The organism is Microbacterium sp. SA39, assembly GCF_000967865.1.
GTDB lineage: Bacteria > Actinomycetota > Actinomycetes > Actinomycetales > Microbacteriaceae > Microbacterium.
On sequence record NZ_JXRU01000033.1, the window covers coordinates 131,590 to 156,640 of the forward strand.

Here is a 25,051-nt window from a genome sequence, read left to right on the forward strand (position 1 = left end):
CACCGTGGCGAGGTGATGGTGCAGGGCACGGATGGAACGAACATCACGTGGACGCTTCCTGCGGTGTTCCTCCCGGCCGGGCAGTCACTCCAGATCGATCTGGAATGGACGGGACCGTACCCGAGCCCGGCTCCCGAGGTGCAGCCCCTGTCCGCGTCGATCGATTCGACACTGGGAACCATCACCCCGGTGGGTGCCGCGACCGTGGCATCGCCCTATCAGCTGCTGTGGATGGCCGTCACCCCCGGCGGGGCCGGGAGCGTTGCGGGCACACCCTCACTGGTTGTCCGCAACACCACGGAGGCGCCGTTCAACGGAACCGTGACGACGCGCTACGCGCCGCCGTGGACGTTCCCTCAGCCTTCGGCCACGCCGATCGTGATCAACGGCACGTCCTACGGGGCACGAGTGGCCGAGAACGGAGTGTTCGTCGTCCGCTACACCGACATGCCGGTCACTGTGACCGCACGTGGCGGCGAGCAGATCCTTCCGTTCACCTGGACGGTGGCCGGAACCGCTCCGACCCCGCAGCAGCAGCGGAACCTGGGCGTGACGACCACGGGCACGGGCGAAACTCTGCCGATACTCGGCTCACCGACCCTCTATTCCGCTTATCGGGTCTAGGCGGTCTCTCCCGGCGACCCACCGCATCCCGCGCACGTTCACCGAAGCCCGCCCGTCCCGCTCGACGACCACCATCAGCACGTCGTCGCACACGCGACAGCGCAGCACGAAGCCCATGGGCTGTCCGTACACGACCGCCTGCGCGAGCACCGCGACATCGCCGCATCCGCGGCACTGCCCCTCGGCCGTCGTCGGCTCGAAGGCCAGGACGGCACCGAGCGGTCCGGCGAGGACGTTCCCGTCGAGGTGATCCATCACGTGCCTCCGAATCGTTCGGTGCGGATGAGGCGTTCGGCATGCCCGAGTTCGAGCATCGCGCGCGAGACGGTCTCGACGAACCCGGTCGGTCCGCAGATGAAGATCGACGGGGCCAGATCCGGAGCGAGCGTCTCTCGCTGCAGGTCGTCCGCCGTGATGCGTGCTGCCGGTCGCGTCCAGCCGGACGGGGCGGCACGCGTGTAGTGCCACGCCGTCTCCAGCCCGCCTAACGACGACAGCTCTTCGGCGTAGAACGCGTCCGCCGGGCTGCGCAGCGAGTAGAGCAGCTGCATCGGGGCAGCGCTCGCCGTCAGCGCATGCATTCGCGCCATCGCGACGAACGGCACGACGCCGGAGCCTCCGCCGATGAGCTGCACGGGACGCTCGTCCTCCGGCGTCCACACGAACCATCCGCCGAGAGGGCCGCGCAGCTCGACCGTGTCACCGACCTCGATGTCGTCGACGAGGAAGGGCGACACCTCGCCATCCGGCAGTCGATCGACGGCCAATTCGATCTCGGCCCCGTCGCCCGCGCTGGCGATCGAATACGAGCGCACCGCCTGGTAACCGTCCGGAGCGGACAGCCGGACGTCGACGTGCTGACCGGCCGCGTTCCCCGGCCATCCGTCCGCGGCGAACGTCAGACTCCGCGCCGTAGCGGTCAGCGCTCGCGCGCGGACGAGCGTGGCGGGGAACCAGGCGGAGGAAACGCTCACGCGTACCGCTCTTCGCGCCACGGGTCTCCGTGCAGGTGGTAGCCGTTCTCCTCCCAGAAGCCGGGGTAGTCGTCATCCTGCATGGCGATTCCGCGCACCCACTTGGCGCTCTTCCAGAAGTAGAGGTGGGGAACGAGCAGGCGGGCGGGGCCGCCGTGCTCCGGATCGAGGTCGTCCCCGTCGTACTCGTAGGCGATCCACGCCTTGCCCTCGAGCAGGTCCTCCATCGCGAGGTTGGTCGTGTAGCCGCCGTACGAGTGCACCATGACGAACTCCAGGCCGGTCTCGACGTCGGCGAACAGGGTGTCGAGCGAGACGCCGCGCCACCCGGTGCCGAGCTTCGACCAGCTCGTGACGCAGTGGATGTCGACGGTGATGCCTTCGGAAGGAAGCGCGTGCAGGTCATCCCACGACCAGCGGTGCACGACCCCGGCCTCGGTGCGGATGACGAACTCCCACTCCTCGGTCTCGATCGTCGGAGTCGGACCGGCCGACAGCACCGGGAAGCCATCCGTCAGATGCTGACCTGGCGGGACGGCCCCGTTCTCCTCGCGGCGGCGACCTCCGAAAACAGCCATCGCTTCTCCTTCAGTTCCACGAGTCCGAGATCTGCATCCTCCCACTGACGGCGTACGAGGGACAGCACGAGCCGCGACCGCCCCCGACCCGCGATCAACGCGCCCGCGCGCTCCCGAGAAAAGTCGCGACGGGCGTTCCCGTGTGTGGAGACTCCTCAACGATCGCATCGACCGCGTAGACCTCCCGCAACAGGGTGGAGGTGACGACATCCGCCGGAGGTCCGGCTGCGCGCACGCGGCCGCCATCGATGACCACCACCTCGTCGCAGAAGCGGGCCGCCAGGTTGAGGTCGTGCAGTGCGGTGACCACGGTCATGTCCAGCGACGCGAGCAGCCCGAGCACCTCCAGCTGGTAGCGGATGTCGAGATGGTTGGTCGGCTCGTCGAGGACGATGACCTCGGGCTCCTGCGCCAGCGCCCGCGCGAGCTGCGCCCGCTGCTGCTCCCCGCCCGAGAGGCTGCGCCACGAGCGGTCGCGGAACGACGACATCCCGGTCAGGGCGAGAGCGTGGTCCATCGCACGACGGTCGTCGCCGTCGAGCGCTCCGAACGTGCGACGGTGCGGAGTGCGGCCGAGGGCGACCGTGTCCTGCACGGTGATGTCCTCGTGCACCTCCGGCGACTGCTCCACGATCGCGAGCCGCCGCGCCGCCGTGCGTCGCCGCATCCCGCGCAGATCCTCACCGCCGAGCAGCACAACCCCGGCATCCGGCCGACGGAGCCCCGCGAGCACGCGCAGCAGCGAGGTCTTCCCGGCCCCGTTCGGTCCGAGAATTCCCAGCACCTCGCCCGACCGCACGGCGAGCGAGACTCCGGAGAGGATGCCGGCGCCGCCCACAGTCCAGACGATGCCGCGCACCTCGAGCGCCGTCATCGCGCGGCCGCCTTGCGCAGCACGATGGCGAACATGGGTGCACCGAGGAGCGCGGTGATCACTCCGACCGGAATCTCATGCGGCGCGAAGGCGACGCGGGCGAGTCCGTCCACCCAGATGAGGAAGATCGCCCCACCCAGGCCCGACAGCGGCAGCAGCATCCGATGCGCCGGCCCGGCGAGCAGACGGACGATATGCGGCACCAGCAGACCGATGAATCCGATCGCTCCGGATGCCGCGACGGCAGCCGCCGTCATCAGCGCGGTGAGCACCATGAGCGCCACCCGCGCGCGAGCCACGTCGATGCCGAGGGATGCCGCCGTGTCCCATCCGAACGTGAACGCGTCGAGCGCCGACGCGAAGAGCAGGCAGAGCAGCGCGCAGACCACGATGACGGCGGATGCCACGGCGAGCGGCTCCCACCGGGCACCGCCCAGCGAGCCGAGCAGCCAGTAGGTGAATCCGCGCGTCGAGTCGGCGTCGCCGTTCAGCATCAGCACGAGGGACGTCATCGCCGAGAAGAACTGCGACACGAGCACCCCGGTCAGCACGACTCTCGCCGGATTCGACACGCGACCGCCGCCGATCAGGACCAGGACGATCGCGAAAGCGAGGATCGCCCCGGCGAAGGCTCCCATCGAGAGGCTGACGGCTCCGGAGCCGAGACCGAGGATCATCACTGCGACGGCTCCGGTCGATGCACCGGACGAGACGCCGAGCAGATACGGCTCCGCCAGCGGGTTGCGCGTGACCGACTGCAGCACGGCGCCGGAGACGGCGAGCCCCATACCCACCGTCGCCGCGAGCAGCACCCGCGGCAGCCGCGATTCCCAGATGAGCGCGTCGATGAGGGGCGGGGCCGGCTCGACGGGTGCCAGCATCCCGAGGCCGATGTGCCGAAGGACGATCGCGAGCACGTCGAGGAAGCCGATGTTCGCCGTGCCGATGAAGGATGCCGCGATGACGGACGCCCCGAGCCCGACGACGAAGAGCACGATGATCGCCGACGCTCCCAGCCGCCGGCCGCGGCGCCTGGGCGCCTCGATGACCGGCACGTCGAGCGTCGGCGGGACGACCGGATCACCGGCCCGCACCGCGCCCCACGTCCTCATCGCCGCGCGAGCACGACGACGTCGTCGTACAGCCGCCAGATCACACCCGTCTCCGCGAAGCCTGCGGTGCGCAGTGCACTCAGGTGCAGGTCGAGGGGCGCGTGCGGGGTCGGCGGCCGGTCGGCGAAGCGGCGCGTCCGGTCTTCTTCGTGCGCGGCGAGCACCGGGTGGGCGACGGCATCCGTCCACCATTCGTCCCAGGTCTGCACGCCTTGGGAGTGCGCGGCGCTCTGAGTGCGCTCGTCGTCGGCGGCGGCGACAGACGTGAGGAATGGCTGAACCGTCGGGTCGTAGCGCAGATGGTCGGCATTCATGAAGACGCCGTCCTCAGGAAGGACGGTACCGAGGGTCGAGTAAAGCGCGACGAGCTGCGCCGGTTCCAGCCAGTGCAGCGCCGTGGACGAGACGGCGATGTGGATGCCGTCGACGTCGAGCTTCTCCGGCCACCCGGGGGCGGCGAGATCGGCATCCACCGCGGTGAAGCGTGCCCCGTGCCGTTCACCGAGCCACGCGCCCGCGAGCGCGAGAAGCACCGGGTCGTAGTCGATGCCGATCACCCGCACCGCCGGGAAGCGATCGAGGATTCGCTGCGAGAGACTGCCGGGGCCGCACGCGAGGTCGACGACGACGAGGCCGGCGCCGTCCGAGTCGAACTCCGCCGAGCTCTCGCATACCCGCGCGATCACGTCGAGCATGATGTCGAAGCGCTGCTCGCGCTGCGTGATGTACGCCGCCTGCTGATCGTCCCAGCGCCGGACGATGTCTGCGAGCGAATCGGTCACTTGCCGAGCTCCAGGTCGACGATTCCCTGCGCCACCGTGGGGAGCGCCTGCACGCTGTGGATCGACGGGTCCATGTACTGGCCGGGCACGATGATGAAGCGGTCGTTGATCACGGCATCCATGGTCGAGGTGAGCGGGTCGCTCTTCAGGAACTCGATCTTCTCCTCGGCCGTGTCACCGGGGTAGCCGCGGGTCAGGTCGGCGAGCACGATGACGTCGGGGTCGCGCAGCGCGACCTCGTCCCAGCTGACCTCCGGCCACTTCGTCGCGGCATCCGCGAAGACGTTCTCAGCCCCGAGCATCTCGGTGACGGTCTGCGGGAGGCCTCCCGGTCCAGCGACGGACGGAGTCGCGGCGGATGCTGCCGTCGAGTAGAACCACACCAGCCGCGGTGTGCCCTCGATCTGCTCGGCGATCTCCTCACCCTCGCCGACGACGGCCTTCTGCTCTGCGACGACCTCTGCACCGGCATCCGGCACGTCGAAGATCTCCGCCACCGTCTCGATCTCGTCGAACAGCATGTCGAACTTCGCTCCGCCTTCGACGGCCTCGTGGTACGTGCAGTCGAACTCGCTCAGGTACGTCGGGACGCCGAGTTCCTGCAGTTCCGCGCGCTCCCCGGCGTTCTCGGCGGTGAAGAACGAGGCGAAGGACGAGTAGACGAAGTCGGGCTGCGCCTCGAGCAGGGTCTCGTGACCGAGCACGCCGTCGGTGAGGAGCGGGATGCTGTCGTACGCCTCGGAGATGTCGTCGGAGACCGGATCGGTCTCGTAGGACGTGCCCGCCATGCGGCCCTCGACGCCGAGCGCGATGAGTATCTCGGTCGCGGACTGGTTGAGAGAGACGGCGCGCTCCGGCGCCTGCTCGACGGTGACCTCGGTGTCGCAGTTCTCCAGCGTCAGAGGGAAGGAGTCGGATGCCGACGCGTCGGAGGTCTCGATTGCCGCGGGAGTCGAGCCGCAGCCGGCCAGGGTCAGGGCGGCGAGCGCCGCACCCGTAGTGATAATGATTCTCATTCGCATATAGCCAGATTAGCGGTGGGCTGATTCAACGGCGAAATCCGTCGGCACCCGTCGGTGCAGCTGTCGGGAGCGGATGCCGGAGCGCAGAAGTGCCCGCCACCTCTCGGTGACGGGCACTCCTCCTGGGGAGATCCGGACTGGGGTTCCGGACGACTGCGGCCTACTGGTACGTCGCGAGCCGCATCGTCGCGGTCGCGCTGTGCGCGGCCATGCCCTCGGAGTCGGAGATGACCTGGACGGCGTTCGCCAGCTCGGGCGTCGCTTCGCGCCCGATGCGCTGGTACGTCAGCGGCTTGAGGAAGCGGGAGACCGAAAGGCCGGCGCTGTGCTTGGCTCCGCCGGCGGTCGGCAGCACGTGGTTCGTGCCGGCCATGCCCTTGTCGGAGTAGGCGACCGTGCTCCACGGGCCGATGAACAACGAGCCGTAGTTGCGCAGGTTCTCGTGATACCACTCGTCGTCGGCTGTGATGAGCTCGAGGTGCTCGGGGGCCAGGTCGTCCATCAGCGCGGCCGCGGTCTCGCGGTCCTTCGCGACGGTGACCACGCCGTAGTCGCGCCACGCCGGACCGCAGATGTCGGCGGTGGCGAGCGTCTCGAGCTGGCGCTCGACCGCGGCGATGACCGCGCGGCCGTGCTCTTCGGATGTCGTGACGAGCGCTGCCGGAGAGTTCGGACCGTGCTCGGCCTGACCCAGCAGGTCGGCGGCGACGATCTCGGGGTCGGCGGTCTCGTCGGAGATCACCGCGACCTCACTGGGACCGGCGAGCAGGTCGATCGCGACCGTGCCGAACAGCTGGCGCTTGGCCTCGGCGACGAACGCGTTGCCGGCACCCACCAGCATGTCGACGGGAAGCTCGCCGAGCAGGCCGTACGCCATGGCGGCGAGCGCCTGCACGCCGCCGATCACGAACACGCGATCGACGCCCGAGAGGTGCGCGGCGTAGACGACGGCGTCGTTCGCGTTGCCGTCGGGCTGCGGGGGCGTGCAGGCGATGACGGTGGGAACGCCGGCGGCCTTGGCGACGCCGACCGTCATGAACGCGCTCGCCGTGAGCGGGAAGCGTCCGGCCGGGAGATACGCGCCGACGCGGGAGACCGGGATGTACTTCGCGCCGGTGACGATGCCGGGCACGAGCTCGGTCTCGAAGTCGCTGAGGTGGGAGCGTGACTCCTTCGCGAACGCCTGCGTGCGCGCGGCACCCAGCTCGATCGCGGCGCGCAGGTCGGGAGCGAGACGATCGCCGCTGGTCGCGATCTGCTCGGCGGTGAGCTCGATGCCGGCGCCCTGGTAGTTGTCGAGCTTGCGGGCGTAGTCGAGGACGGCGTCGAGACCGCGGTCGCGGATGTCGGCGAGCATGTTCGTCACGGTCTCGATCACGGCCGGATCCCGCTGCGCGGCGGGCGCGTCGATGAGCGGAGTCTTGAGGTGATGGAAGGCGCCGTCGAGGCGCGAGAGCACTGGTGAGGAGTAACGCATGCTGGAAGGCTAGATCGATCGCAGTTATCCGACAAGCCTGATGGTCCGAGACCATTCATCGGGTTTACCATTGGCTGTGACCATCACCCAGCTGACCGCCTTCCTGGCCGCTCTCGAGCACGGATCCTTCACCGCTGCCGCCACGCATCTGTCGATGACGCAGGCCTCGGTGTCAGAGCTCGTCGCCCGCCTCGAACGCGAGCTCGGAGTCACGCTCTTCACCCGCGGCAGTCGCCGCCTCGTACCAACCGCGGCGGCCCTCGAGCTCCGTCCGCATGCGACTCAGGCTGTCAGCGCGGTGCAGAACGGCATCGACACGATCCAGGCGCTCACCTCGCTCGATCGCGGCACCTGCACCTTCGGGGTGCTGCGCAACGCCGCGTACTACGCCCTCGCAGATCTCGCGGAGACCTTCCACCACCGGCATCCGAATGTGCGCCTGCGGCTGGTCGGCATCAACTCCGCGCACGTCGCGCGGTCGATCGCGAGCGGTGAGCTGGAGGCCGGGCTCCTCGTGCTCCCCGTCGACGAGGAGGGCCTGGAGGTGCATCCGCTGTTCCGCGATGAGGTCCTCTACGCATCAGCCACGCGCGCACCTGACGCAGGGCCCGTCACGATCGACGAGGTCGCCGGCGCGAAGCTCGTGCTCTATGACGCGTTCGCCGGGTGGGACGATCCGACCAGGCGTCAGCTGCTCGAGCGCGCCCGCCTGCGCGGCCTCACCATCGACCCGGCCGTCGAGGTCGAGAACGTCGAGACGGCGCTGAGCCTCGTCGCCGCGGGAGCCGCCGACACCATCGTGTCGCGGTCGATCACCGAAGCCGAGGGCTTCGCCGCCGGCATCCGCACGTTCCCGTTCGCCGAAACCATGCACGACACGATCGCCCTCGTGAAACGGGAAGGGATGCTGCTGTCACCCGCGACCCAACGGCTCGCCGACCTGGCCGAGCGGATGCTGCGCGAGAGGTTGCCCGAACATCAGGGCCGCACCGCGCTCGACTGAGCCCCGTCAGCGTCGGAGTGGATCAGAAATGCAGCGGAGGATGCCCCGCAACCAGCACTTCTGATCCACTCTGCGTTTCGGCAGAGAGACTCAGTACAGGTCGCCCCGACGGTCGTCGAAGAGGTGGTTGTGCGGGGGCAGCGACTTCTCGCGCACGGCAGTCAGCGAGAGCGTGGCGGTGGCACCCATGACGGCCCGGAACGCGACGATCCAGCCCTGCTCGTCGATGATGGCGGTGCCGTCGGTCCAGTCGACTCCGCGCTCGGAGCCCCAGCGGTCGGCGACGACCACCGGCATCCGGGAGGAGCGGGCGGATGCCATGGCCTGGATCAGCTCCGGGGCATGCTCTCCCTCGGGCCGAGAGACCAGTGGCCAGTTGACCGGCAGGGCGAGGATGTCGGCCCCCGCGAGCGCGAGCCGGCGCGGCACCTCGGGGAACTCGTTGTCGTAGCAGATCGCCACGCCGAGACGCCCGAATGAGGTGTCGACCACGAGCCCCGCCTCGGTGCCGTGATCGAAGACGAGCTTCTCGCTACCCCAGAGGTGCGACTTCCGGTAGTCGGCCAGGCGCGCGTCGCGCGTGAGCACAGCTGCCGTGTTGAAGAGCTGCTCCCCGTGGGTCTCCGCATAGCCGACCACCACGACGGCATCCGCGGGGATGACCTGCTGGAGCAGCGCCCAGCGCGGGTCGTCGGCGCTCAGCGCGACCGTCCCGGCCTCGGCGCGATCCTCGAACACGTAGCCGCTGGTGGCGAGCTCCGGCAGCACGATCAGGCGGGCGTCGCGGCGTCCCGCAGCCACGATCGCGTCGCGGATGCGGGCGAGGTTGCCGTCGAGATCGCCGATCACGACCTCGGGAGACAGCGCGGCGACGCGCAGTTCGTCGACTGGTTCAGGCATGACTCTCATCTTCCCCTCGGAGACGCCGAAGCGCGAGGAGCCGGTGGCCCCTCGCGCTTCGTCGGTCTCAGTCGTCTTCGGTCGCGGTGACCATCACGCCGAGCGGCGCGAGGTAGCCGTTCGGGTCGATCGTCCAGTCGGCCGCGGCAGCCGCCTCGACGACCTCCGGTGCCCACTCGAGATAGACGCGGTCGTCGCCGCCGTTGATCACGAGCACCGTGCCGGAGCCGGTCTCGTCGGCCTCGACACAGCGGTACGAGCGCCAGACGCCCTCGGGAACGGAGAACGCGTCGCCGGGGCCCAGGTTCACGGCCGTCGTCGAGTCGTCGTTGAGAGTGACCTCCCAGCGACCGGTCTTGAACAGCAGCGCCTGCGTCTTGTCGTGACGGTGGCGCAGCACGCCCTGACCGGGCTCGGCCTTGACCCACGCGAGGTTGAACGAGTGCGGCTCGGTGACGTTCGGCACCTGGCGGCGGTTCTCGCTCATGCCGTAGCCGATCGCGGTGGCGAGCTCGACGCGCCCGCCGTCGACGGCGGCGCACAGCAGCGCGGCCTTCGAGTACTTGCGGTCGGCCGGCTGGATGACGCGCGAACGCATGTCCTCGACCGTGTACTCGGTCAGCTCGTCGATGTAGTGCTGCTTCATCGGCGTGATGAGCGCGACGTCGTCGGGCAGCACGTCGCCGGCGACGGTGTCGATCAGGCGGTTGTCGGCCGTGAGGTGCAGGCCGTACGACTCCGCCTCGCGGAGCACCGAGGGGCCCCAGATGATGCCGCCGTTGTCGTCGCGACCGAGCACCGTGTAGAGGATGCCCTCGTCCGGTCCTTCGTTCGTGAAGCCGCGGAAGATCCAGGTGGGGATCGTGACGATGTCGCCGTCGTGGCTGATGTACTCGCCCTGCTTGCCGTCCACGCCCCAGCGGAGGCGGAACTCGCCACCGAGGTTGATGAACACCTCGGCGGTGAAGTGCAGGTGGAGGTTGTTCGAGATGCCGTTCGGCATGCCCGCGGCACCCGTGTTGAACCCGTGGTTCTCTTCGAGGTTCACGTACTGGTTCGCGTTCTGCGAGACACCCGCGCCGATGAAGGCGTAGTTCTCCTTGCGGTCGGACCCGGGCGTGCGGCAGTCGATGAATGCCGAGTTGCAGGGGACCCAGTCCGATCGGCGGATCGTGCGTCGCTCGATCTCAGCCGTGTCGACGGTGACCTGACGGTCGTCGACGATGACGTCGCTCATTTCTTCTTCTCCTTGTTCCTGACGGTGTCGATCAGTCGTTGATCAGTAGATGTTGCTGGGGCCGACCGGCTCGTCGCCGCGCATGCCGGCGATCTGGGCCCGGAGGGCGATGTCGTCCCACAGGCGCACCTCCTTGACAAGGGCGCCGTTGTGGAAGGTGAACTGCGAGATGCCGAGCACGTCGACCGGCTTGCCGGTGAGCGGACCGTAGTTCGGCTTGCCGTTGTAGAGGCCGGTGAACTTCCACGTCACGGCGACCCGGAGGCCCGCGTAGCGCACGTCGTAGTTGGTCTGGATGTCGCGGATCTCGAACTGCCCGCCGGGGAACGCCTCGAGGAAGTGCAGCAGTGCGCGGCGGTAGCCCTCGGGACGGATGACGACCTTGTTGCCGACGGTCTGCAGCACCAGGTCGCGGTGGAAGTACTTCTCGACCTTCTGCAGATCGCGGTCGTTCCAGATCGTCTGGATCATGTCGATCACGGTCTCGACCTCGGAGCGGTAGTCGTCGGGACGCACGCCCGAGTCGCCCTTCGCGATGACGTCGGCGGGTGCCGGTTCGGTCCAGGACCCGGTGTAGCCGCGGAAGGCCTGGGCACGTGCGAGCTCGTCGGGGTCCTCGCCGGTCTCGAGCGCGCCGGCGAGCGAATCGCGGACGACCCATTCCTCGACCATGCGGCCCTTGCGGTAGAGGCAGTTGGCGATCGTGTAGCTGTGCGCCGAGGACTGCAGGTGACCGGAGAGCACGAGGTGCGAGCTGAGGAACGCGTCGTCTCCGCGGGCCTCCCAGATGACGTCGGCGGCCTGGCCGGTGCGGTCGGGCGTCGACGAGATGCGCATGAGCGTGCCCTCGATGACCTCGTCGCGCGTCGTGGAGGTGCCGTAGGCGCCGTGCACGATCGAGTCGGGCTCGTAGTTCTCGCGGATGTAGTGGATCGACCGATCCACCCAGATCAGGTCGGTGACCTCACGGATGAAGTCATCGGGGTCCTTGTACGGCAGATAGGCGACCGGATCGAGAGGCACGCTGTTTCACTCCTTAGAAGATGAGTCCGCGTTTCTTCGGTGATCGCGGGCTTCCTTCGTCAGTGTATGCGTATGCACAATCGAGTGCAAGACACTCTTTCTCGACACACGGGTGTCAGAGCGGGAAGCGGCGTCAGCCGACGCGTGCGGCCGCGAGGGTGCGGCGCGGCACGAACGCGGAGGTGAAGCGCGTGTACTCGATCGGCGCCGCGCGATCCTCGATCCGCCGCACGATGAGGTCGGCCGCGGCTTCGGCCATCCCCACGATGTCGTAGCCGACCGTGGCGAGATCGACGATCGGCCAGGCCGCCTCGGGAAGGTCGTCGAAGCCGACGACCGAGAGGTCCTCCGGCACGCGGAGACCCGCGCGGTGAGCCGCATTCAACACACCGTAGGCAACAACGTCGTTGCCGCAGAACAGCAGGGTGGGGCGGTCGTCGCCGCTCAGAAGCGAGGTCGCCGCAGCCTCACCCTCATCGGCGCTGTAGGGCACCCGCCGGGTGTCGGCTTCGGCGAGTGTCAGCCCGTGCGCGAGGAGAGCCGCGCGCAGCGCCGCCTCTCGCGTCTGCGCGGTGCTGGTGTTGCTCGGACCCAGCACAGCGCCGATGCGGCGGTGACCGAGTTCGACGGCCCGATCGACGGCCTGTTGATATCCCGGCACCGGGTCGACCACCGTGGCATCCGCTTCGATCAGCGAGCCCGTGCGGTTGAAGTACACGAAGGGCAGCCCGCGGTCCTTGAGGCGCAGCGGCGCGGCGGATTCGACGGTCGTCGTCGCGAGGATCAGCCCGTCGAGCCCGTTCGCGAGCAGGCGCTCGACGATCGTGGCGTTGTCGGCCGTCTCGGTGTGCAGCATGAGCTGGTAGCCGAGCGTCTCGAGCTCCCGGTGCACAGGCGCGATGATGTGCGAGTAGAACTGGTTGTCGAGGTCGGTGAGCAGCAGCCCGATGCGCCGCGTGCGGCCGGACGACAGGGCACGGCCCGCTTCGCTGGGTACATACCCGAGCAGCTGCGCCGCCTCGCGGACCCGCGTCTTCGTGGCTTCCGAGACTCGGGAATCATCACGGAGCGCCCGAGACACGGTGGGCTGTGACACCCCCGCCAGCCTCGCGACATCGCGACTCGTGACGACCATCTGACGCCTTCCCCTTGACCTGCGAATCCTACCGCGCTTGACGGGTCTGTGCATACGCGGTCATAATCAGAGCATACGTATGCAATGAAAGGAAGGGCCATGCCCCTGTATCTGAAGTCCGCGCCGACGAAGACGTTCGCGGACACCGCGCAGCAGGACGTCGCCGAGCGCGTCCGCGGGATCATCGGAGACATCCGCGAGAACGGCGACGCCGCCGTGCGGCAGTACGCCGAGCAGTTCGACAAGTCGAGCCGCGATTCCTATCGACTGACGGATGCCGAGATCGAGGAGATCGTCGCCACCCTCTCCCCTCAGGTCATCCAGGACATCGAGTTCGTGCAGAACCAGGTGCGCCGCTTCGCCCAGGCGCAGCGCGACTCGCTCACCGACATCGAGGTCGAGACCCTCCCGGGCGTCTTCCTCGGCCAGAAGCACGCCCCGGTGCAGGCCGCCGGCGCGTACATCCCCGGCGGCAAGTACCCGCTCACGGCATCCGCCCACATGACGATCATCACGGCCAAGGTCGCTGGCGTCCCCCGAGTGGTTGCCTGCACCCCGCCCATCCGCGGGGAGATCCCCGCCGCCACCATCGCCGCCATGAAGATGGCCGGCGCCGACGAGATCTACCTCCTCGGCGGCGTGCAGGCCGTCGCGGCGATGGCCGTCGGCACCGATTCCATCGAACGCGTCAACATGATCGCCGGCCCGGGCAACGCCTACGTCGCCGAGGCCAAGCGCCAGCTGTTCGGCGAGGTCGGCATCGACCTGTTCGCCGGCCCCACCGAGATCCTCATCGTCGCCGACGAGCACGCCGACCCCTTCTTCACCGCGGTCGACCTCCTGTCGCAGGCCGAGCACGGCCCTGACTCCCCCGCGGTCCTGGTGACCACCTCGCAGACGCTCGCCGAAGAGGTCATGGACTGGATCGAGAAGATCCTCCCCGGCATGCCCACCCGCGACTATGCCGGCCCTGCCTGGCGCGACTGGGGCCAGGTCATCGTCGCCGATGACCTCGACGAGGCGTACCGCATCGCCGACGACTTCGCTTTCGAGCACGTGCAGATCTTCACCGAGAACCCGCGCGAGGCTCTCACGAAGATGCATGACTACGGCGCGCTCTTCCTCGGCGAGAACACGTGCGTCTCGTACGGCGACAAGGTCATCGGCACCAACCATGTGCTGCCGACGCTCGGCGCCGCCCGCTACACCGGCGGCCTCTGGGTGGGCAAGTACCTGCGCACCGTCACCTACCAGGAGGTGCAGAACACGAAGTCCTCGGCCGAGCTCGGCGCCGTCTGCGGTCGTGCGGCCCGCGTCGAGCTGTTCGAGGGGCACGCCCGATCCGGTGATGCCCGCGCCTGGCGCCACGCCGGGACCGAGTTCGCCTGGATCGACGAGAGCCACGCGGCGGTCGCATCGGGTGCGGTCGCGGACGCACGATGACCGACCTCACGGGTCGCACGGCCGTGGTGACCGGCGGCGGCAGCGGACTCGGGGCGGCCATCGCCCGTTCGCTGCACGCCGCCGGCGCCGAGGTCGTGCTGGTCGGGCGTGACGAGGGAAAGCTCGCCGCCACGGCATCCGCTCTGGGCTCCCGGGCCCGCGGGATCGCGTGCGATGTGTCGGATGCCGCCTCCGTCGACGCCCTGCGCGACGCGCTCCGCGATACCGAGGTGTCGATCCTGGTGAACAACGCCGGTATCCCCGGGCCGGTCGCGGCGCTCACCGACATCTCGGTCGACGACTGGGATGAGGTCTTCGACGTGAACGTGCGCGGCACGTTCCTGCTCTGCAAGGCCCTTCTCCCCGGCATGATCGAGCGCGGCGACGGAGACGTCATCAACATCGCGTCGGTCTCGGGCAAGCGTCCGCTCGCGCATCGCACTCCGTACTGCGCGTCGAAGATGGCCGTCATCGGACTGACCTCGACGCTGGCGTTCGAGGTGGGGCCTGCGGGCGTGCGGGTGAACTCGCTGTCGCCGGGCCCGGTGCAGGGCCCGCGGATGGAGCGGAACTTCCGCCTCGAAGCCGAACGCTCGGGCACGAGCATCGACGACGCCGAGCAGGTCTTCGTCTCGCGCGCCGCCCTCGGACGCATGGTGACCGAGGAAGAGGTCGGCGCCGCAGTGCTCGCGATGCTGGCGATGCCGGGCATGTGCGGTGCCGACGTCGATCTCTCGGCCGGTATGGTCGCCTGATGACGACGTGGTTGCGGACGCGTGCGCGCGCGGGCGAGAAGCTCCTCGGAGCGCTGCTGCGGATGCCGTCGGAAGAGCTCGTGGAGATGCTCGCGGTTGCCGAGTTCGACTTCGTGCTCATCGACTGCGAGCACGGCCCGGCCGACATCACGGCGCTCCGGAACCACATCGCCCTCGCGGCGGTGCACGGCGTGCCGGTGATCGTGCGGGTCGGCGAGAACGACGGCGGACAGATCCTGCGCGTGCTCGATCAGGGAGCCGAGGGCATCCTGATGCCGCACCTCGACTCCGCGGCGGATGCCGCTGCCCTGGTCGACGCGTCGCTGTACCCGCCGGTCGGCAGCCGCGGGTTCGCGACGTACAGCCGCGCCGGCCGCTTCGGCGAGACGCCGCCGGCCGAGCACCTCGAGCGGTACCTGGAGAACACGCTGGTCCTCGGCATGATCGAGTCGCCGGCGGGTGTGCGGAACGTCGACGCGATCGTCGCGACGCCCCGGCTCGACGGCATCCTGGTCGGTCCGGCGGATCTCGCCGCGAGCTCCGGGCCCGACGACCTGCCGGTGCCCGACGCGATCGCCACCGTGCACGCGGCTCTGGCCACGGCCGGCTCGCTGCGGATGGACATCGTCGGCACCCGCGCCGCGGCCGAGGCATCTTTCGCCGCCGGCGCCGACCTCGTGGTCTACAACCTCGCGTCGTCGCTCATGCGGCATCTGCGCGACCTGGCGGCACCGCAGCGCTGAGCCGGCGGCATCCGCCCCTGCGCGGCCTGCCTCGGCACTTCGGAGGAGATCTGCAGAACGGAGGGTGCACGCGCAGCATCCGCTCCTCCGAAGCGCAGATCTCCTCCCCTGCGCAGACCCGGTCAGCGCCGCGCCGCCCCGGCCTCGGCATCCGCCAGTTGCGTCTGCCACGACCGCAGCAGTGAGCCGAACGCCTCGGGTCGCTCGAGCGGCAGCAGGTGCCCGGCATCCAGCGTCACGAGTCGGGCGTCGGGCATCCGCGTGACGATCTCGGTGTGGAAGTGCGGCGGCGTGATGACGTCGTCCAGGCCCGACACCACCAGCGTCGGCGTTGCCAGCGAAGGCAGCCGCCCGAGCAGGTCGCCACGGTCGAGCTGCAGCTCCAGCTGCGCGCGCAGCCGCTCATCGCCGGTCTCCGTGCCCATCGCCAGTGTCCGCTCCACCAGATCAGGTCGATCGCGCATCGCCGAGGCGCCGAGCAGCGCTGGCAGGATGCTTCGCTGCAACTCCCGCGCATCCTCCCCCGCGTCGAGCCGGCTCAGCCACTCCCGCCAGCCCGCTCGCTGCGCATCCGTCGGCGCCTTCGCATTCGTCGACACCAGGCAGAGTCCGGCCACGCGCTCAGGCGCGGCTAGCGCCAGCGACATCGCCACGATCGCCCCGAGCGAGTGCCCCACCAGCACGAAGCGCTCCGGCAGCGAGGCCAGCAGCCCCGAGACCTGAAGGGGGATGGTCGGGCGGTCCAGCACCGGCTGGACCGCCCCGTCTGTTCCGGCATCCGCCCACAGATCGGCGGTGCAGTTCATGCCGGCCAGCAGCACCAACGGTGACACGTCAGCCCTTGACGGCGCCGTCTGCGAGTCCTGCCACAAGATATTTCTGCGCGACGAACGCGATCACGAACACGGGGATCGTGAGCAGCATCGACGCGGCTCCCGCCTGTTGCAGCATCGGCAGCGTCTGCCCGAGCTGAGTGGCGATGAACACCGGCACCGTCTTCGACGAGGTGTCGGTGAGCACGAGGGCCGTCAGGTACTCCTGGAACGCGAAGAGGAACACGAAGATGCCGGCGGTCAGGATGCCGGGCCCCATCAGCGGGATCATGACGCGGCGCAGCATGCCGATCCTGGTGCAGCCATCGATCATGGCGGCCTCGTCGAGCTCGCGGGGGATCTCGGCGAAGAAGTTGCGCAGCAACCAGATCGTGAACGGCTGATTGATCGCCACGAGGGCGATCGCGAGAGCGAAAGTCGTGTCGTAGATGCCGAGCGCCCGGCTGATGTCGTACATCGGCAGCACGACTGCGAAGCGGGGCAGCGCGCGGAAGATCAGGGCGACGACGAGCAGCAGCGCCGACACGTAGCTCGGGAACCGAGACAGCGCATAGGCCGCCGGGATGCCGATCGCCAGCGCGATCACCGTCGAGACCACGGCGACGACCAGCGTGTTGATCAGGTAGTCGGAGAAGTAGGTGGTCTCCCAGAGGTCGACGAAAGCCTGCAGGGTCGGCTGATAGTCCCAGAGCACCGGTGGGTTCGAGAAGGCGACATCGGTGGGCTTGGTCACCGAGAGCGTCATCCAGATGAACGGGCTCAGCATGACGATGCAGAGGATGGCGAGCAGCAGACCGGTGATGACCGGCGGACGGTTGACGCCACGACGCTTGCGCTTCGATGCGCCGCCCGTGATGATGGCCCTCGTCGAGAGCTCTGCGGAGGTGAGACTCATCGTTCGGCCTTCGCTTCCTTGAAGATGCCCCGGATGAACGGGATCAGCATGATGAGGATCAGGAGGATGGTGAGCACGTTGATCGCGCTGCCGAGGCCGAGGTTCTCGGCTCCGTCGGCGAACGCCACCGAGTACACGTAGAGCATGATCGACTCGTTCCCGATGTTCTGCGCCTGCGGCGACAGCGGGATGAGGTTGTCGAACATGCGCAGCACGTCCATGATCGTGATCAGCGTCACGAATCCGAGCACCCCGCGGATGGTCGGGATGATCACGCTGATGTGGGTCTGGAAGGCGTTCGCGCCGTCGATCTTGGCGGCTTCCTTCAACTCGTTCGGCACGCCCTGGAGCCCAGCGAGGATGATGAGCATCGCGAACGGCAGCATGTGCCAGACGGTGTTCGCGATCACGAGGATCGCGTTCGGCACCTGGTCGGTGAACCACAGCACCTGCGACCCGCCGAAGAATCCGATCAGGCGGTTCACGACCCCACCGAAGTTGTCGTCGAACAGCCACGAGAAGGCGACCGCGCCGACGAGGTTCGGCAGCACGTACGAGACGAGCATGATGCCGAGGACGAGTGGCCGCGAGGTGGTGATGCGGTTGATGCCGGTGGCGATGATGTAGCCGAACACCAGCAGGATCGCCGTGGTGACCACCGTGACAGCCACTGTGAAGAGGACCGCCTTGTGGAACCGTGGATCGGTGAGGGCGTCGGTGAAGTTCTCCAGCCCGACGAAGGTGCCGGGTGTGCCGTAGCGGACCTGCTCGAAGCTCCACTGCACCGTGCGCACCAGGGGGAGCACGAGGAGTGCACCCATCACCAGCAGGCTCGGGAAGAAGAGCAGCCAGAATTCGCGTGCCTTCATATTCGTCCTCCCTTGGACGGACTGTGGCCTGAACTCGCGCTCAGGCCACAGTCATGGACGATCGGTCCGGGTCAGCCGGCGATCTTCTCGCCGGCGGCCTGCATCTGTGCCATGCCGTCTTCGACCGTGACCTGGCCGTTGAGGACCGAGACCAGGATCGGCCGGATCTCGTTCGTGATGTCGGCGACGATCGGCGACACGATCGGCGGCATCGCGCTGGCGATCGAGTCGTTGGCCGCGGCCCCGTACGGAGAGTTCTCGTCGGTCACCATTCCCTCGCGCGCCGGGTAGGCGGCGGGGACGGATGCCTTGGAGGCGTCTTCGCTCACGGCGGAGGCCATCATGACGAAGAGCATGTCATGGTCGAGCTTCGTGTTGAACGGGATGGACCAGCCGTCGATCGACAGGCGGTTGTAGGAGTACTCGGCGTCGGCCGACACCTTCGGCGCCCCCGCGAATCCGAAGTTCTCGAACAGCTTCGAGTTCGCCTCGAGCGTCAGGTCGAACATGCGACCGGAGAACATGATCGACATCGCGGCCGTGCCGTTGAACATCTGCTGCTGCACCTTGGGCTGGTCGAAGGTCGTGACCTGCGGGTCCATGTACGGCTTGAGCGCGATCATCGCCTCGAGGGCCTGCTGGGCCTCGGGGGTGTCGAGCGTGACGTCGCCCTCCGCTGTGACGAAGTCGGCACCGAGGGAGTTCATCGCTCCCTGGAATCCGGTGCTGACGTCGGCAGTCGCGAGCCACGGCAGCGCGATCGGGTAGTCCATGAGGCCCTCGGCCTTGATGGCCTCAGCCGCCTCGATCATCTCGTCGAACGTGGTGGGGACCTCGAGGCCGAGGTCTTCGAAGATGTCGGTGCGGTAGGCCATCACGAACATCTGCGCCTGCATCGGGATCGCGTAGATGTCGCCGTCGTAGGACATGCCCTCGACCATCGACTCGCTGATGTCGCCGAGGCCGTAGTCGTCGGCGTACTTGTCCCACAGGTCGTTGAGTGGAACGAGCTTCTCCTCTTCGCCGAAGCCCGGGATGACGAATCCGTAGGTCTCGATGATGTCGTAGGTGCCCGTCTCGCCGGCGAGCGTCGCCGTCGTCTTCGTGACCTGTCCGCCGAAGTCGATCGGGTCGTGCTTCAGCGTCACGTCGTCGTTCGAGCAGCTCGAGACCATCGTGTCGGTGAAGGGGTCGATCGCGGAGGAGTTGTAAGCGAGGACGTTGACCGTGGTCTCGCCTTCGAGGGCGGTGTAGTCGCACGACACCGTCGTGGAGTTCTCATTGTCAGTGCGGGAGCCCGCGCCGCAGCTGGTGAGGGCGACGATGCCCACGGCTGCGAGAGCGAGTACCGGCAGTGCTCGATGCTGTGTGTGTCCCATACGGGTGATGGTATACGTATGCAGTCAACTTAGGGAAGCCTATGTTCTGGGAAATTATTCCCTGTGTATACGTATACGGGAGATGAAGGGTTGGCCACCGTCCAATATTCCGGTCACCGTCGACCGAAAGGCACTGGTCAGGCGGTCATCGCCTTCAGGTGCCTGCCGCTCGCCACCTGTGGAGCAAGTCGTGGGCCGGTGAGGTCGAGGCCGCGTGTGGAGGATGCCTCATTCATCATGACCGTGAGCAGTTCGTGATCGAGTGAGACATCGGTGTCGAGGTGGAAGCGCAGGGGGACCGAGGCGTGCATCCACAATGTCTCGGTGGCCCCATCGCGCTCGGGCATCGTCAACGCGAAAGACTCCCCGCGACGCAGCTTGGTGACGACGATCGCACGGACATGTGCCAGGACGCGGTCGTCCATCTGGATCGGGGCATTGGCGCTGGCGTAGTTCAGACTTCCCATGATGTCCCCTCGGAGAGCGCGTCGAATGTACGGAGTAGAGATTACTAGACTCTCTAGTAAAATCTTGCATCCGTCATTCATCAGGCATGTGAACTCCAGGAAACCGTGCGCCCCCGTTCGGCGCTCCCCGGCGGATGACGCCGGTATATCGGTGGGATGGTGGACGACGTCAGAGCAGCGAGGTGGCAATGAACAGCCCAGAGGAGTTCGGTCGTTCCGGGTACTGGTACCCCGAGACCGAGAGCGCCAGCACGGTGGACGTCCTCAACATGCTGCGGCGCTACCGCGGCGCCGAGACGGCGATGCGGGCGCGGACCCGTTCCTCGATGGGCATGAACGAGACCGACCTGCTGGCGCTGCGCTTCCTTCTGCGCGAGCAGCGGGCAGGACGCATCGTGCGCCCGATCGATCTCGCACGGGCGCTGGGCATCTCCACCGCGTCGACGACGACGCTGATCGACCGGCTGGAGAAGGGCGGTCATGCGCGGCGCGAGGCGCATCCGACCGATCGCCGCGCCGGCGTCGTGGTGCCGACGACCCACAGCGACGACGAGGTCAAGTCCACGCTCGGCGACATGCACCGACGGATGCTGACGCTCGTGGACGAGATGTCCGATCAGGAGCGGGCCATCGTGACGCGGTTCCTGGCCGGCATGACGTCGGCCATCGAGGAGGCAGCCGACCTCGACCGGTAGCTCCGGGGTCAGAGCCCTTCGGCGATCTCCGTGATCGAGGCGGTGAGCTCCGGCCTTACAGCCCTGCCCGGTCGAGCGCCACCCGCTTCCCGCCGCTCGCCCTCGGGCTTACGCTCGACCCATGACCGACCTCACCCAGCCCACCGGGCGCGAAGACGCTCTGCGCGCCGTTCCCCGCGAAGACGGCACCGCACCCCGTGCCCTCGTGCTCGGCGCCACCGGCTACATCGGCGGGCGGCTCACTCCGCGACTGCTCAACGCCGGCTATCGGGTGCGGGTACTGGCGCGCGACGCCGTGCGCGCGGCATCCTTCCCCTGGGGTCCCGACTGCGACATCGTCGAGGGGTCGGCCGACGATGCGGATGCCGTCGCGAAGGCCGTCGACGACGTCGACGTCGTGTACTACCTGATCCACTCGATGACGGCGGGCAAGGGGTTCGAGGAGAGCGACCAGCGCGCGGCGACGACGGTGGCGGATGCCGCGAAGCGCGCCGGCGTGCACCGGATCGTGTACCTCGGCGGGCTGCATCCGGACGACGTGAAGCTCTCTGCGCACCTGCGCTCGCGCGTCGAGGTCGGCGAGACGTTCCTGGAGTCGGGTGTGCCGGCGCTCGTGCTGCAGGCCGGCGTCGTGATCGGCTCGGGGTCGGCCTCGTTCGAGATGATCCGACACCTGACCGACGTGCTGCCGTACATGCCGGCGCCGAAGTGGGTGCGCAACCGCATCCAGCCGATCGCGGTGCGCGATGTGCTGCACTACCTGCTCGGTGCGGCGCGGGTCGACCAGAGCGTCAACCGCGCGGTCGACATCGGCGGACCCGACGTGCTCCGCTACGGGCAGATGATGAACGGCTACGCGGTCGAGGCAGGCCTCCCCCAGCGGGCGATCGCCTCACTTCCGGTGCTGACTCCCTGGCTCGCGTCGCACTGGGTGAACCTCGTGACGCCCGTGCCGCGATCGATCGCGCGACCTCTCGTCGCGTCGCTGCAGAACGAGTGCGTGGTGAAGGACCACGTCGTCGACGAGCTCATCCCACCGCCCGCCGACGGGCTGACCCCGTACCGCCGCGCGGTGGCACTGGCGCTCGGACGCCTCGGCTCCGACACGATCGAGACCAGCTGGCAGGATGCCGAGGTCTCGGGCGCACCGAGCGACCCGCTGCCGAGCGACCCGGACTGGGCAGGACGGACGGTCTTCACCGACGCGCGGACGCTGAAGTCGAAGGCATCCGTCGACGACCTGTGGCGCGTGATCATCGGCATCGGCGGCGAGAACGGCTGGTACTCGTCGCCCTTCCTGTGGGCGGTGCGCGGTGTCATGGATCGCCTGGTCGGCGGCGTGGGTCTCCGTCGCGGACGGCGCAGTCGCACGGCCGCACGCATCGGCGATGCGATCGACTTCTGGCGCGTCGAAGCGGTGTCGCAGCCGCACTCGGGCGAGGAGGATGCCGGGCTGCTGCGGTTGCGCGCCGAGATGAAGGTGCCGGGTGAGGCATGGCTCGAGCTGCGCGCGATCGCCGACGGCACGAGCTCCCGCTACGAGCAGCGCGCCGTGTTCTTTCCGCGGGGGCTCGCCGGACGGCTGTACTGGCTGGCGGTGCTGCCGTTCCACGGCTTCATCTTCGCGGGCATGGCGGCGCGGATCACGGCCGCGGCCGAGACGGGTGTCGCTGAACTACCTGTTCAGGCGTGACCGGCTGATTCGATCTCCGCCTCCACGCGCGCCGCGAGCTCCGGAAAAGCCGTGATCACCGTGCGCCAGAGCAGATCTCTGTCGATGCGGTCGTAGTGATGCACGACGAAATCGCGGTTGCGAGCCGCCTGACGCCAGACGAGGTGAGAACAACGCGCCTCATCCGCGTGTACGAGCCGCTTCGACAGATCACCGATACGATTCGACAGCGCTTCGAATGCCAGTGGTAGCGCAGGGTCGACGTCGAAGGCATCTCGACCGCGCTCAGCGAGGTCCGCGGCTCGGGCGAGGGTGTCCCGAAGATCGCCGAGCCATCGATTCACGCGATCGGCGGAATTCACAACCGAACGGCTTCCTGCAGGATCGTCGCATCACGCTCGGAATTCAGCGCCGCCGCGCTCATGACGGATACCGGCACCCCGAGCAGTGCCTCCATGTCGATCTCGAACTGGGCGACATCGAACAGTGTGGCGTCGGCGTCGGGCGTGACCAGCAGGTCCACGTCACTGAGCTCGTTCTGGTCTCCGCGGGCGATGGATCCGTAGACCTGCACATCACCCAGATGGGAGAGCGCGGCCAGGCGTTCGATGAGCATGCGCTGCGCCCGCAGCCGATCCAGACCGATCGTCGTCGACCTCCCCTCGGTCACAGCGAGAAATCGATCGTACGGGAGGAGTACTGCTTGCGGTCGACGGTGAGACCCGATGATCACCGGCTCATCGGATCCCTCGCGAAACGATCCGATGATGCGCGAGAGGCCCGCCCGCGCATCCGAGACCGAGGTCACATCCATCACAACTCCTCCAGAGTCTGTACAGAATATTGTACAACTTTCGTATCCGGATGCGAAGGGTGAAGGAGCGGGTGAGAAACCTGCTGCTCAGGCGCGACCGCCGAGCTCCGAGTTCGCCGATGCCTGTCACTATCTCGACTCCGTGGCCGATCTGCAGCGCGCCGAGACTGAGGGAGGCCGCGGTGCCGAAGAGCGTGACGATGATGGAGAAGATGTCGATCGTGCGGCCGAGCGGGCCGGTCGTGCCCTTCAGCGGGGTCCGGCCACGGCGGAACGCGCCGTAGGCGATGGCCGCACCGACCAGCGCGTAGAACGCCCACGCCTGAGGACCCCAGTGATAGAGCACCTGCGCCTGCGCGGTGTGCATCGCCTCGAGAGTGTTCGCCTGCACCGTGCCGGGCGGCGGAGTCTCGAAGAACGTCAGAGGCTCGGCGGCGCCCCAGAACACCAGGCCGATGCCCATGCCCGCGGCGAAGAGCATCGAGATCCACGAGAACATCGAGAACTCGGGTTCCTCGTCGTCACGGCCCAGCGGGATGCGCCCGTAGCGGCTGAAGCCGACGAACAGCATGAACACCAGGATGACGGTGGCGATAGTCGTGAAGAAGAAGCCGAATTACTCGACGACCCAGCTGAGGACCGCCGACGTCGTGCCCGACATGTTGGCGCCCGCGAACAGACCCCATGCGATGAACGCCACCACGAGCGCGAGAGCGACACCGAAGACGAGCTTGTCCGTGCGGTATGAGCGGCCGGTCTCCTCGACCGAGACTCCCGGGACGAGCGCCGGATGCACGCTGCGCGGCGGCACAGCCGAGAGGTCGCGGACGATCTTCTTCGCGGTCGGGACGACACCTGTTCCCGGCGGTCTTCCTGCGGAGCGTGGGGTCGGCTTCTCGTCAGGCGTGTCCATGGAGAACCATTCTCCCACGGCGATATTCCGGCACCCGGGGCGAGTGGGAGCGGATGCCGCCGCACCGATGTACCGGAATACGATCCTGCCGATCTGAGCGCGTCCGACGCTGCCCGCGTCCGTGATGCCTAGCCTCAGCAGATGGCATTCACGACACGCTCAGGGCGAACCGTCGCGATGGGAACAGGCGCGATGAACACGGGGGCGATCCTGGCATTCGCATCCCTCGCGCTCCTGGTGTTTCCTGCATCCGTCTCCGCGGGGTACATCGCCTGGTTCCTGTGGCCCGGCGCACGCGAGTTCATCGAAGCAGCCCTGCCCTACGCCCTCGCCTTCGCGATCACGGCGCTCGGCGCACAGTTCATGCTCCGAGCCGGAACCGCAGTCTGCTGGCTCACCGCATTCGTCGGCCCGAAGAATCTCGTTCGCGACCACTTCGCCGCCTCGGCTCGGTCCCGCACTGCACTTCTCGCCGTGGTGGCGGTCGCACTCACCTTCGTGCTGATCGCCATACTGCGGTATCCGTTCGGGGACGCCCGCCCCTTCCTCATCATCGGTGCGACCGGCGTCCTCATCGCCCTCGACATCGCAACGGTGCGAGGCGTTCTCAGGATCGCTCGGACGAGTCGGTCTGCGGCCTTCTTCGACGGGATGACAGAGGCTGAGAAGAGGGCAGCCGATCGCCCCTGGCCGGTTCGGTCGCGCCCCAGCTTCGCCGACCCGAGCGTGATCGAGTCGGTCGAGGACGCACGACGGTACGCCCGTCGAGCCAAGGATTCGGCGGAACTTCACACCTGGATCGGTGCCGGGATCATCGTCATCTCCACTGCGT

At 68.0% G+C, this 25,051-nt stretch carries 27 protein-coding genes and 1 pseudogene; 7 read left to right on the top strand and 21 right to left on the bottom strand.

The window, feature by feature from the left end; genetic code table 11:
• Positions 1–15 precede the first annotated feature (15 nt).
• Entirely contained in the window at positions 16–624 is a 609-nt protein-coding gene (locus RS85_RS09490; protein ID WP_046013200.1) for a hypothetical protein, read from the top strand.
• On the opposite strand, the gene RS85_RS09495 is transcribed toward RS85_RS09490, so the two are convergent.
• From RS85_RS09495 to hisD (RS85_RS09530), 8 genes are all read right to left on the bottom strand, one after another.
• Positions 592–879, bottom strand: a complete 288-nt coding sequence (locus RS85_RS09495) for a DUF6510 family protein (RefSeq protein ID WP_046013201.1) — start codon at positions 877–879, stop codon at positions 592–594. The two genes, RS85_RS09490 and RS85_RS09495, sit on opposite strands and share 33 nt — an antisense overlap.
• Entirely contained in the window at positions 879–1,598 is a 720-nt protein-coding gene (locus RS85_RS09500) for an FAD-binding oxidoreductase (RefSeq protein ID WP_200894816.1), read from the bottom strand. The genes RS85_RS09495 and RS85_RS09500 overlap by 1 nt, the downstream gene beginning before the upstream one ends.
• Positions 1,595–2,176 (bottom strand): molybdopterin-dependent oxidoreductase, encoded by a 582-nt coding sequence (locus tag RS85_RS09505; protein ID WP_046013203.1) that lies wholly within the window; start codon positions 2,174–2,176, stop codon positions 1,595–1,597. Before RS85_RS09505 ends, RS85_RS09500 begins: the two co-directional genes overlap by 4 nt.
• A 94-nt stretch (positions 2,177–2,270) precedes the next feature.
• Positions 2,271–3,050 (bottom strand): ABC transporter ATP-binding protein, encoded by a 780-nt coding sequence (locus RS85_RS09510; protein ID WP_046013204.1) that lies wholly within the window; start codon positions 3,048–3,050, stop codon positions 2,271–2,273.
• A complete protein-coding gene (locus tag RS85_RS09515; protein WP_082087567.1) occupies positions 3,047–4,162 on the bottom strand; it encodes a FecCD family ABC transporter permease in 1,116 nt (371 codons plus the stop codon). The genes RS85_RS09510 and RS85_RS09515 overlap by 4 nt, the downstream gene beginning before the upstream one ends.
• Entirely contained in the window at positions 4,159–4,944 is a 786-nt protein-coding gene (locus RS85_RS09520; RefSeq protein WP_046013205.1) for a class I SAM-dependent methyltransferase, read from the bottom strand. The genes RS85_RS09515 and RS85_RS09520 overlap by 4 nt, the downstream gene beginning before the upstream one ends.
• Positions 4,941–5,960, bottom strand: coding sequence for an ABC transporter substrate-binding protein (locus RS85_RS09525; protein WP_046013206.1), 1,020 nt, complete (start codon positions 5,958–5,960; stop codon positions 4,941–4,943). The genes RS85_RS09520 and RS85_RS09525 overlap by 4 nt, the downstream gene beginning before the upstream one ends.
• Positions 5,961–6,126: 166 nt before the next feature.
• Positions 6,127–7,443, bottom strand: coding sequence for a histidinol dehydrogenase (gene hisD, locus RS85_RS09530; protein ID WP_046013207.1), 1,317 nt, complete (start codon positions 7,441–7,443; stop codon positions 6,127–6,129).
• Between the two features lie 76 nt (positions 7,444–7,519).
• Between hisD (RS85_RS09530) and RS85_RS09535 the strand changes: the two genes are divergently transcribed.
• A complete protein-coding gene (locus tag RS85_RS09535) occupies positions 7,520–8,446 on the top strand; it encodes a LysR family transcriptional regulator (protein WP_046013208.1) in 927 nt (308 codons plus the stop codon).
• 90 nt (positions 8,447–8,536) lie between these two features.
• Here RS85_RS09535 and RS85_RS09540 read toward each other — a convergent pair whose 3' ends face one another.
• From RS85_RS09540 to RS85_RS09555, 4 genes are all read right to left on the bottom strand, one after another.
• A complete protein-coding gene (locus RS85_RS09540; RefSeq protein ID WP_046013209.1) occupies positions 8,537–9,346 on the bottom strand; it encodes a nitrilase-related carbon-nitrogen hydrolase in 810 nt (269 codons plus the stop codon).
• 67 nt (positions 9,347–9,413) lie between these two features.
• Complete coding sequence (locus tag RS85_RS09545; RefSeq protein ID WP_046013210.1) at positions 9,414–10,583, bottom strand: cupin domain-containing protein; 1,170 nt, start codon at positions 10,581–10,583, stop codon at positions 9,414–9,416.
• Between the two features lie 42 nt (positions 10,584–10,625).
• Positions 10,626–11,606 (bottom strand): nuclear transport factor 2 family protein, encoded by a 981-nt coding sequence (locus RS85_RS09550; protein WP_046013211.1) that lies wholly within the window; start codon positions 11,604–11,606, stop codon positions 10,626–10,628.
• Between the two features lie 133 nt (positions 11,607–11,739).
• Positions 11,740–12,795 carry a LacI family DNA-binding transcriptional regulator gene (locus tag RS85_RS09555; protein WP_152642379.1) on the bottom strand — a complete coding sequence of 352 codons (1,056 nt, stop codon included), beginning with the start codon at positions 12,793–12,795 and terminating at the stop codon, positions 11,740–11,742.
• 45 nt (positions 12,796–12,840) lie between these two features.
• Between RS85_RS09555 and hisD (RS85_RS09560) the strand changes: the two genes are divergently transcribed.
• Genes hisD (RS85_RS09560) through RS85_RS09570 form a run of 3 tightly spaced genes read left to right on the top strand, consistent with a single transcriptional unit; the run spans position 12,841 to position 15,682 of the window.
• Positions 12,841–14,184, top strand: a complete 1,344-nt coding sequence (gene hisD, locus RS85_RS09560; protein ID WP_046013213.1) for a histidinol dehydrogenase — start codon at positions 12,841–12,843, stop codon at positions 14,182–14,184.
• Entirely contained in the window at positions 14,181–14,939 is a 759-nt protein-coding gene (locus tag RS85_RS09565; protein ID WP_046013214.1) for an SDR family NAD(P)-dependent oxidoreductase, read from the top strand. The genes hisD (RS85_RS09560) and RS85_RS09565 overlap by 4 nt, the downstream gene beginning before the upstream one ends.
• Positions 14,939–15,682, top strand: coding sequence for an HpcH/HpaI aldolase family protein (locus tag RS85_RS09570; protein ID WP_046013215.1), 744 nt, complete (start codon positions 14,939–14,941; stop codon positions 15,680–15,682). The genes RS85_RS09565 and RS85_RS09570 overlap by 1 nt, the downstream gene beginning before the upstream one ends.
• Positions 15,683–15,804: 122 nt before the next feature.
• Here RS85_RS09570 and RS85_RS09575 read toward each other — a convergent pair whose 3' ends face one another.
• The 5 genes from RS85_RS09575 to RS85_RS09595 form a co-directional block, all read right to left on the bottom strand.
• Complete coding sequence (locus RS85_RS09575; RefSeq protein ID WP_052703508.1) at positions 15,805–16,515, bottom strand: alpha/beta fold hydrolase; 711 nt, start codon at positions 16,513–16,515, stop codon at positions 15,805–15,807.
• A 1-nt stretch (position 16,516) separates the two neighbouring features.
• Positions 16,517–17,410 (bottom strand): carbohydrate ABC transporter permease, encoded by an 894-nt coding sequence (locus tag RS85_RS09580; protein WP_046013216.1) that lies wholly within the window; start codon positions 17,408–17,410, stop codon positions 16,517–16,519.
• Complete coding sequence (locus RS85_RS09585) at positions 17,407–18,279, bottom strand: carbohydrate ABC transporter permease (RefSeq protein WP_046013217.1); 873 nt, start codon at positions 18,277–18,279, stop codon at positions 17,407–17,409. The genes RS85_RS09580 and RS85_RS09585 overlap by 4 nt, the downstream gene beginning before the upstream one ends.
• A gap of 71 nt (positions 18,280–18,350) precedes the next feature.
• Positions 18,351–19,658 (bottom strand): ABC transporter substrate-binding protein, encoded by a 1,308-nt coding sequence (locus RS85_RS09590; protein ID WP_082087569.1) that lies wholly within the window; start codon positions 19,656–19,658, stop codon positions 18,351–18,353.
• Positions 19,659–19,795: 137 nt separating this feature from the next.
• Entirely contained in the window at positions 19,796–20,125 is a 330-nt protein-coding gene (locus tag RS85_RS09595) for a DUF7882 family protein (RefSeq protein WP_046013219.1), read from the bottom strand.
• A 188-nt stretch (positions 20,126–20,313) separates the two neighbouring features.
• Here RS85_RS09595 and RS85_RS09600 point away from each other — a divergent pair, with 188 nt between their 5' ends.
• Together RS85_RS09600 and RS85_RS09605 are read left to right on the top strand one after the other, a co-directional pair.
• The gene (locus RS85_RS09600; RefSeq protein WP_046013220.1) at positions 20,314–20,820 is read left to right on the top strand and encodes a MarR family winged helix-turn-helix transcriptional regulator; all 507 of its coding nucleotides are present in this window, start codon (positions 20,314–20,316) and stop codon (positions 20,818–20,820) included.
• A gap of 121 nt (positions 20,821–20,941) precedes the next feature.
• The gene (locus RS85_RS09605; RefSeq protein WP_046013221.1) at positions 20,942–22,513 is read left to right on the top strand and encodes an SDR family oxidoreductase; all 1,572 of its coding nucleotides are present in this window, start codon (positions 20,942–20,944) and stop codon (positions 22,511–22,513) included.
• On the opposite strand, the gene RS85_RS09610 is transcribed toward RS85_RS09605, so the two are convergent.
• The 4 genes and pseudogenes from RS85_RS09610 to RS85_RS20005 all read right to left on the bottom strand — a co-directional run bounded on the left by RS85_RS09610 (position 22,504) and on the right by RS85_RS20005 (position 24,219).
• Positions 22,504–22,854: a HepT-like ribonuclease domain-containing protein gene (locus RS85_RS09610; RefSeq protein ID WP_046013222.1), complete on the bottom strand. Its 351-nt coding sequence runs from the start codon at positions 22,852–22,854 to the stop codon at positions 22,504–22,506. The genes RS85_RS09605 and RS85_RS09610 overlap by 10 nt on opposite strands.
• Complete coding sequence (locus tag RS85_RS18990) at positions 22,851–23,162, bottom strand: nucleotidyltransferase family protein (protein WP_235282395.1); 312 nt, start codon at positions 23,160–23,162, stop codon at positions 22,851–22,853. Before RS85_RS18990 ends, RS85_RS09610 begins: the two co-directional genes overlap by 4 nt.
• A 67-nt stretch (positions 23,163–23,229) precedes the next feature.
• A pseudogene (locus tag RS85_RS20000) lies at positions 23,230–23,910 on the bottom strand (BCCT family transporter); the annotation flags it as partial.
• A 12-nt stretch (positions 23,911–23,922) separates the two neighbouring features.
• Positions 23,923–24,219, bottom strand: a complete 297-nt coding sequence (locus RS85_RS20005) for a hypothetical protein (protein WP_235282397.1) — start codon at positions 24,217–24,219, stop codon at positions 23,923–23,925.
• Positions 24,220–25,051: the final 832 nt, after the last annotated feature.

What these genes read in the sequence shown, in the direction of transcription:
- RS85_RS09570 (WP_046013215.1), top strand. Translation starts at nt 14,939, where the DNA reads ATGACGACGTGGTTGCGGACGCGTGCGCGCGCGGGCGAGAAGCTCCTC.
- RS85_RS09605 (WP_046013221.1), top strand. Translation starts at nt 20,942, where the DNA reads ATGACCGACCTCACCCAGCCCACCGGGCGCGAAGACGCTCTGCGCGCC.
- hisD (WP_046013213.1), top strand. Translation starts at nt 12,841, where the DNA reads ATGCCCCTGTATCTGAAGTCCGCGCCGACGAAGACGTTCGCGGACACC.
- RS85_RS09525 (WP_046013206.1), bottom strand. Translation starts at nt 5,960, where the DNA reads ATGAGAATCATTATCACTACGGGTGCGGCGCTCGCCGCCCTGACCCTG.
- RS85_RS09515 (WP_082087567.1), bottom strand. Translation starts at nt 4,162, where the DNA reads ATGAGGACGTGGGGCGCGGTGCGGGCCGGTGATCCGGTCGTCCCGCCG.
- RS85_RS09590 (WP_082087569.1), bottom strand. Translation starts at nt 19,658, where the DNA reads ATGGGACACACACAGCATCGAGCACTGCCGGTACTCGCTCTCGCAGCC.
- RS85_RS09505 (WP_046013203.1), bottom strand. Translation starts at nt 2,176, where the DNA reads ATGGCTGTTTTCGGAGGTCGCCGCCGCGAGGAGAACGGGGCCGTCCCG.
- hisD (WP_046013207.1), bottom strand. Translation starts at nt 7,443, where the DNA reads ATGCGTTACTCCTCACCAGTGCTCTCGCGCCTCGACGGCGCCTTCCAT.
- RS85_RS09495 (WP_046013201.1), bottom strand. Translation starts at nt 879, where the DNA reads ATGGATCACCTCGACGGGAACGTCCTCGCCGGACCGCTCGGTGCCGTC.
- RS85_RS09600 (WP_046013220.1), top strand. Translation starts at nt 20,314, where the DNA reads ATGAACAGCCCAGAGGAGTTCGGTCGTTCCGGGTACTGGTACCCCGAG.
- RS85_RS09540 (WP_046013209.1), bottom strand. Translation starts at nt 9,346, where the DNA reads ATGCCTGAACCAGTCGACGAACTGCGCGTCGCCGCGCTGTCTCCCGAG.
- RS85_RS09565 (WP_046013214.1), top strand. Translation starts at nt 14,181, where the DNA reads ATGACCGACCTCACGGGTCGCACGGCCGTGGTGACCGGCGGCGGCAGC.
- RS85_RS09555 (WP_152642379.1), bottom strand. Translation starts at nt 12,795, where the DNA reads ATGCACAGACCCGTCAAGCGCGGTAGGATTCGCAGGTCAAGGGGAAGG.
- RS85_RS09585 (WP_046013217.1), bottom strand. Translation starts at nt 18,279, where the DNA reads ATGAAGGCACGCGAATTCTGGCTGCTCTTCTTCCCGAGCCTGCTGGTG.
- RS85_RS09545 (WP_046013210.1), bottom strand. Translation starts at nt 10,583, where the DNA reads ATGAGCGACGTCATCGTCGACGACCGTCAGGTCACCGTCGACACGGCT.
- RS85_RS09580 (WP_046013216.1), bottom strand. Translation starts at nt 17,410, where the DNA reads ATGAGTCTCACCTCCGCAGAGCTCTCGACGAGGGCCATCATCACGGGC.
- RS85_RS09510 (WP_046013204.1), bottom strand. Translation starts at nt 3,050, where the DNA reads ATGACGGCGCTCGAGGTGCGCGGCATCGTCTGGACTGTGGGCGGCGCC.
- RS85_RS09595 (WP_046013219.1), bottom strand. Translation starts at nt 20,125, where the DNA reads ATGGGAAGTCTGAACTACGCCAGCGCCAATGCCCCGATCCAGATGGAC.
- RS85_RS09490 (WP_046013200.1), top strand. Translation starts at nt 16, where the DNA reads ATGGTGCAGGGCACGGATGGAACGAACATCACGTGGACGCTTCCTGCG.
- RS85_RS20005 (WP_235282397.1), bottom strand. Translation starts at nt 24,219, where the DNA reads ATGGACACGCCTGACGAGAAGCCGACCCCACGCTCCGCAGGAAGACCG.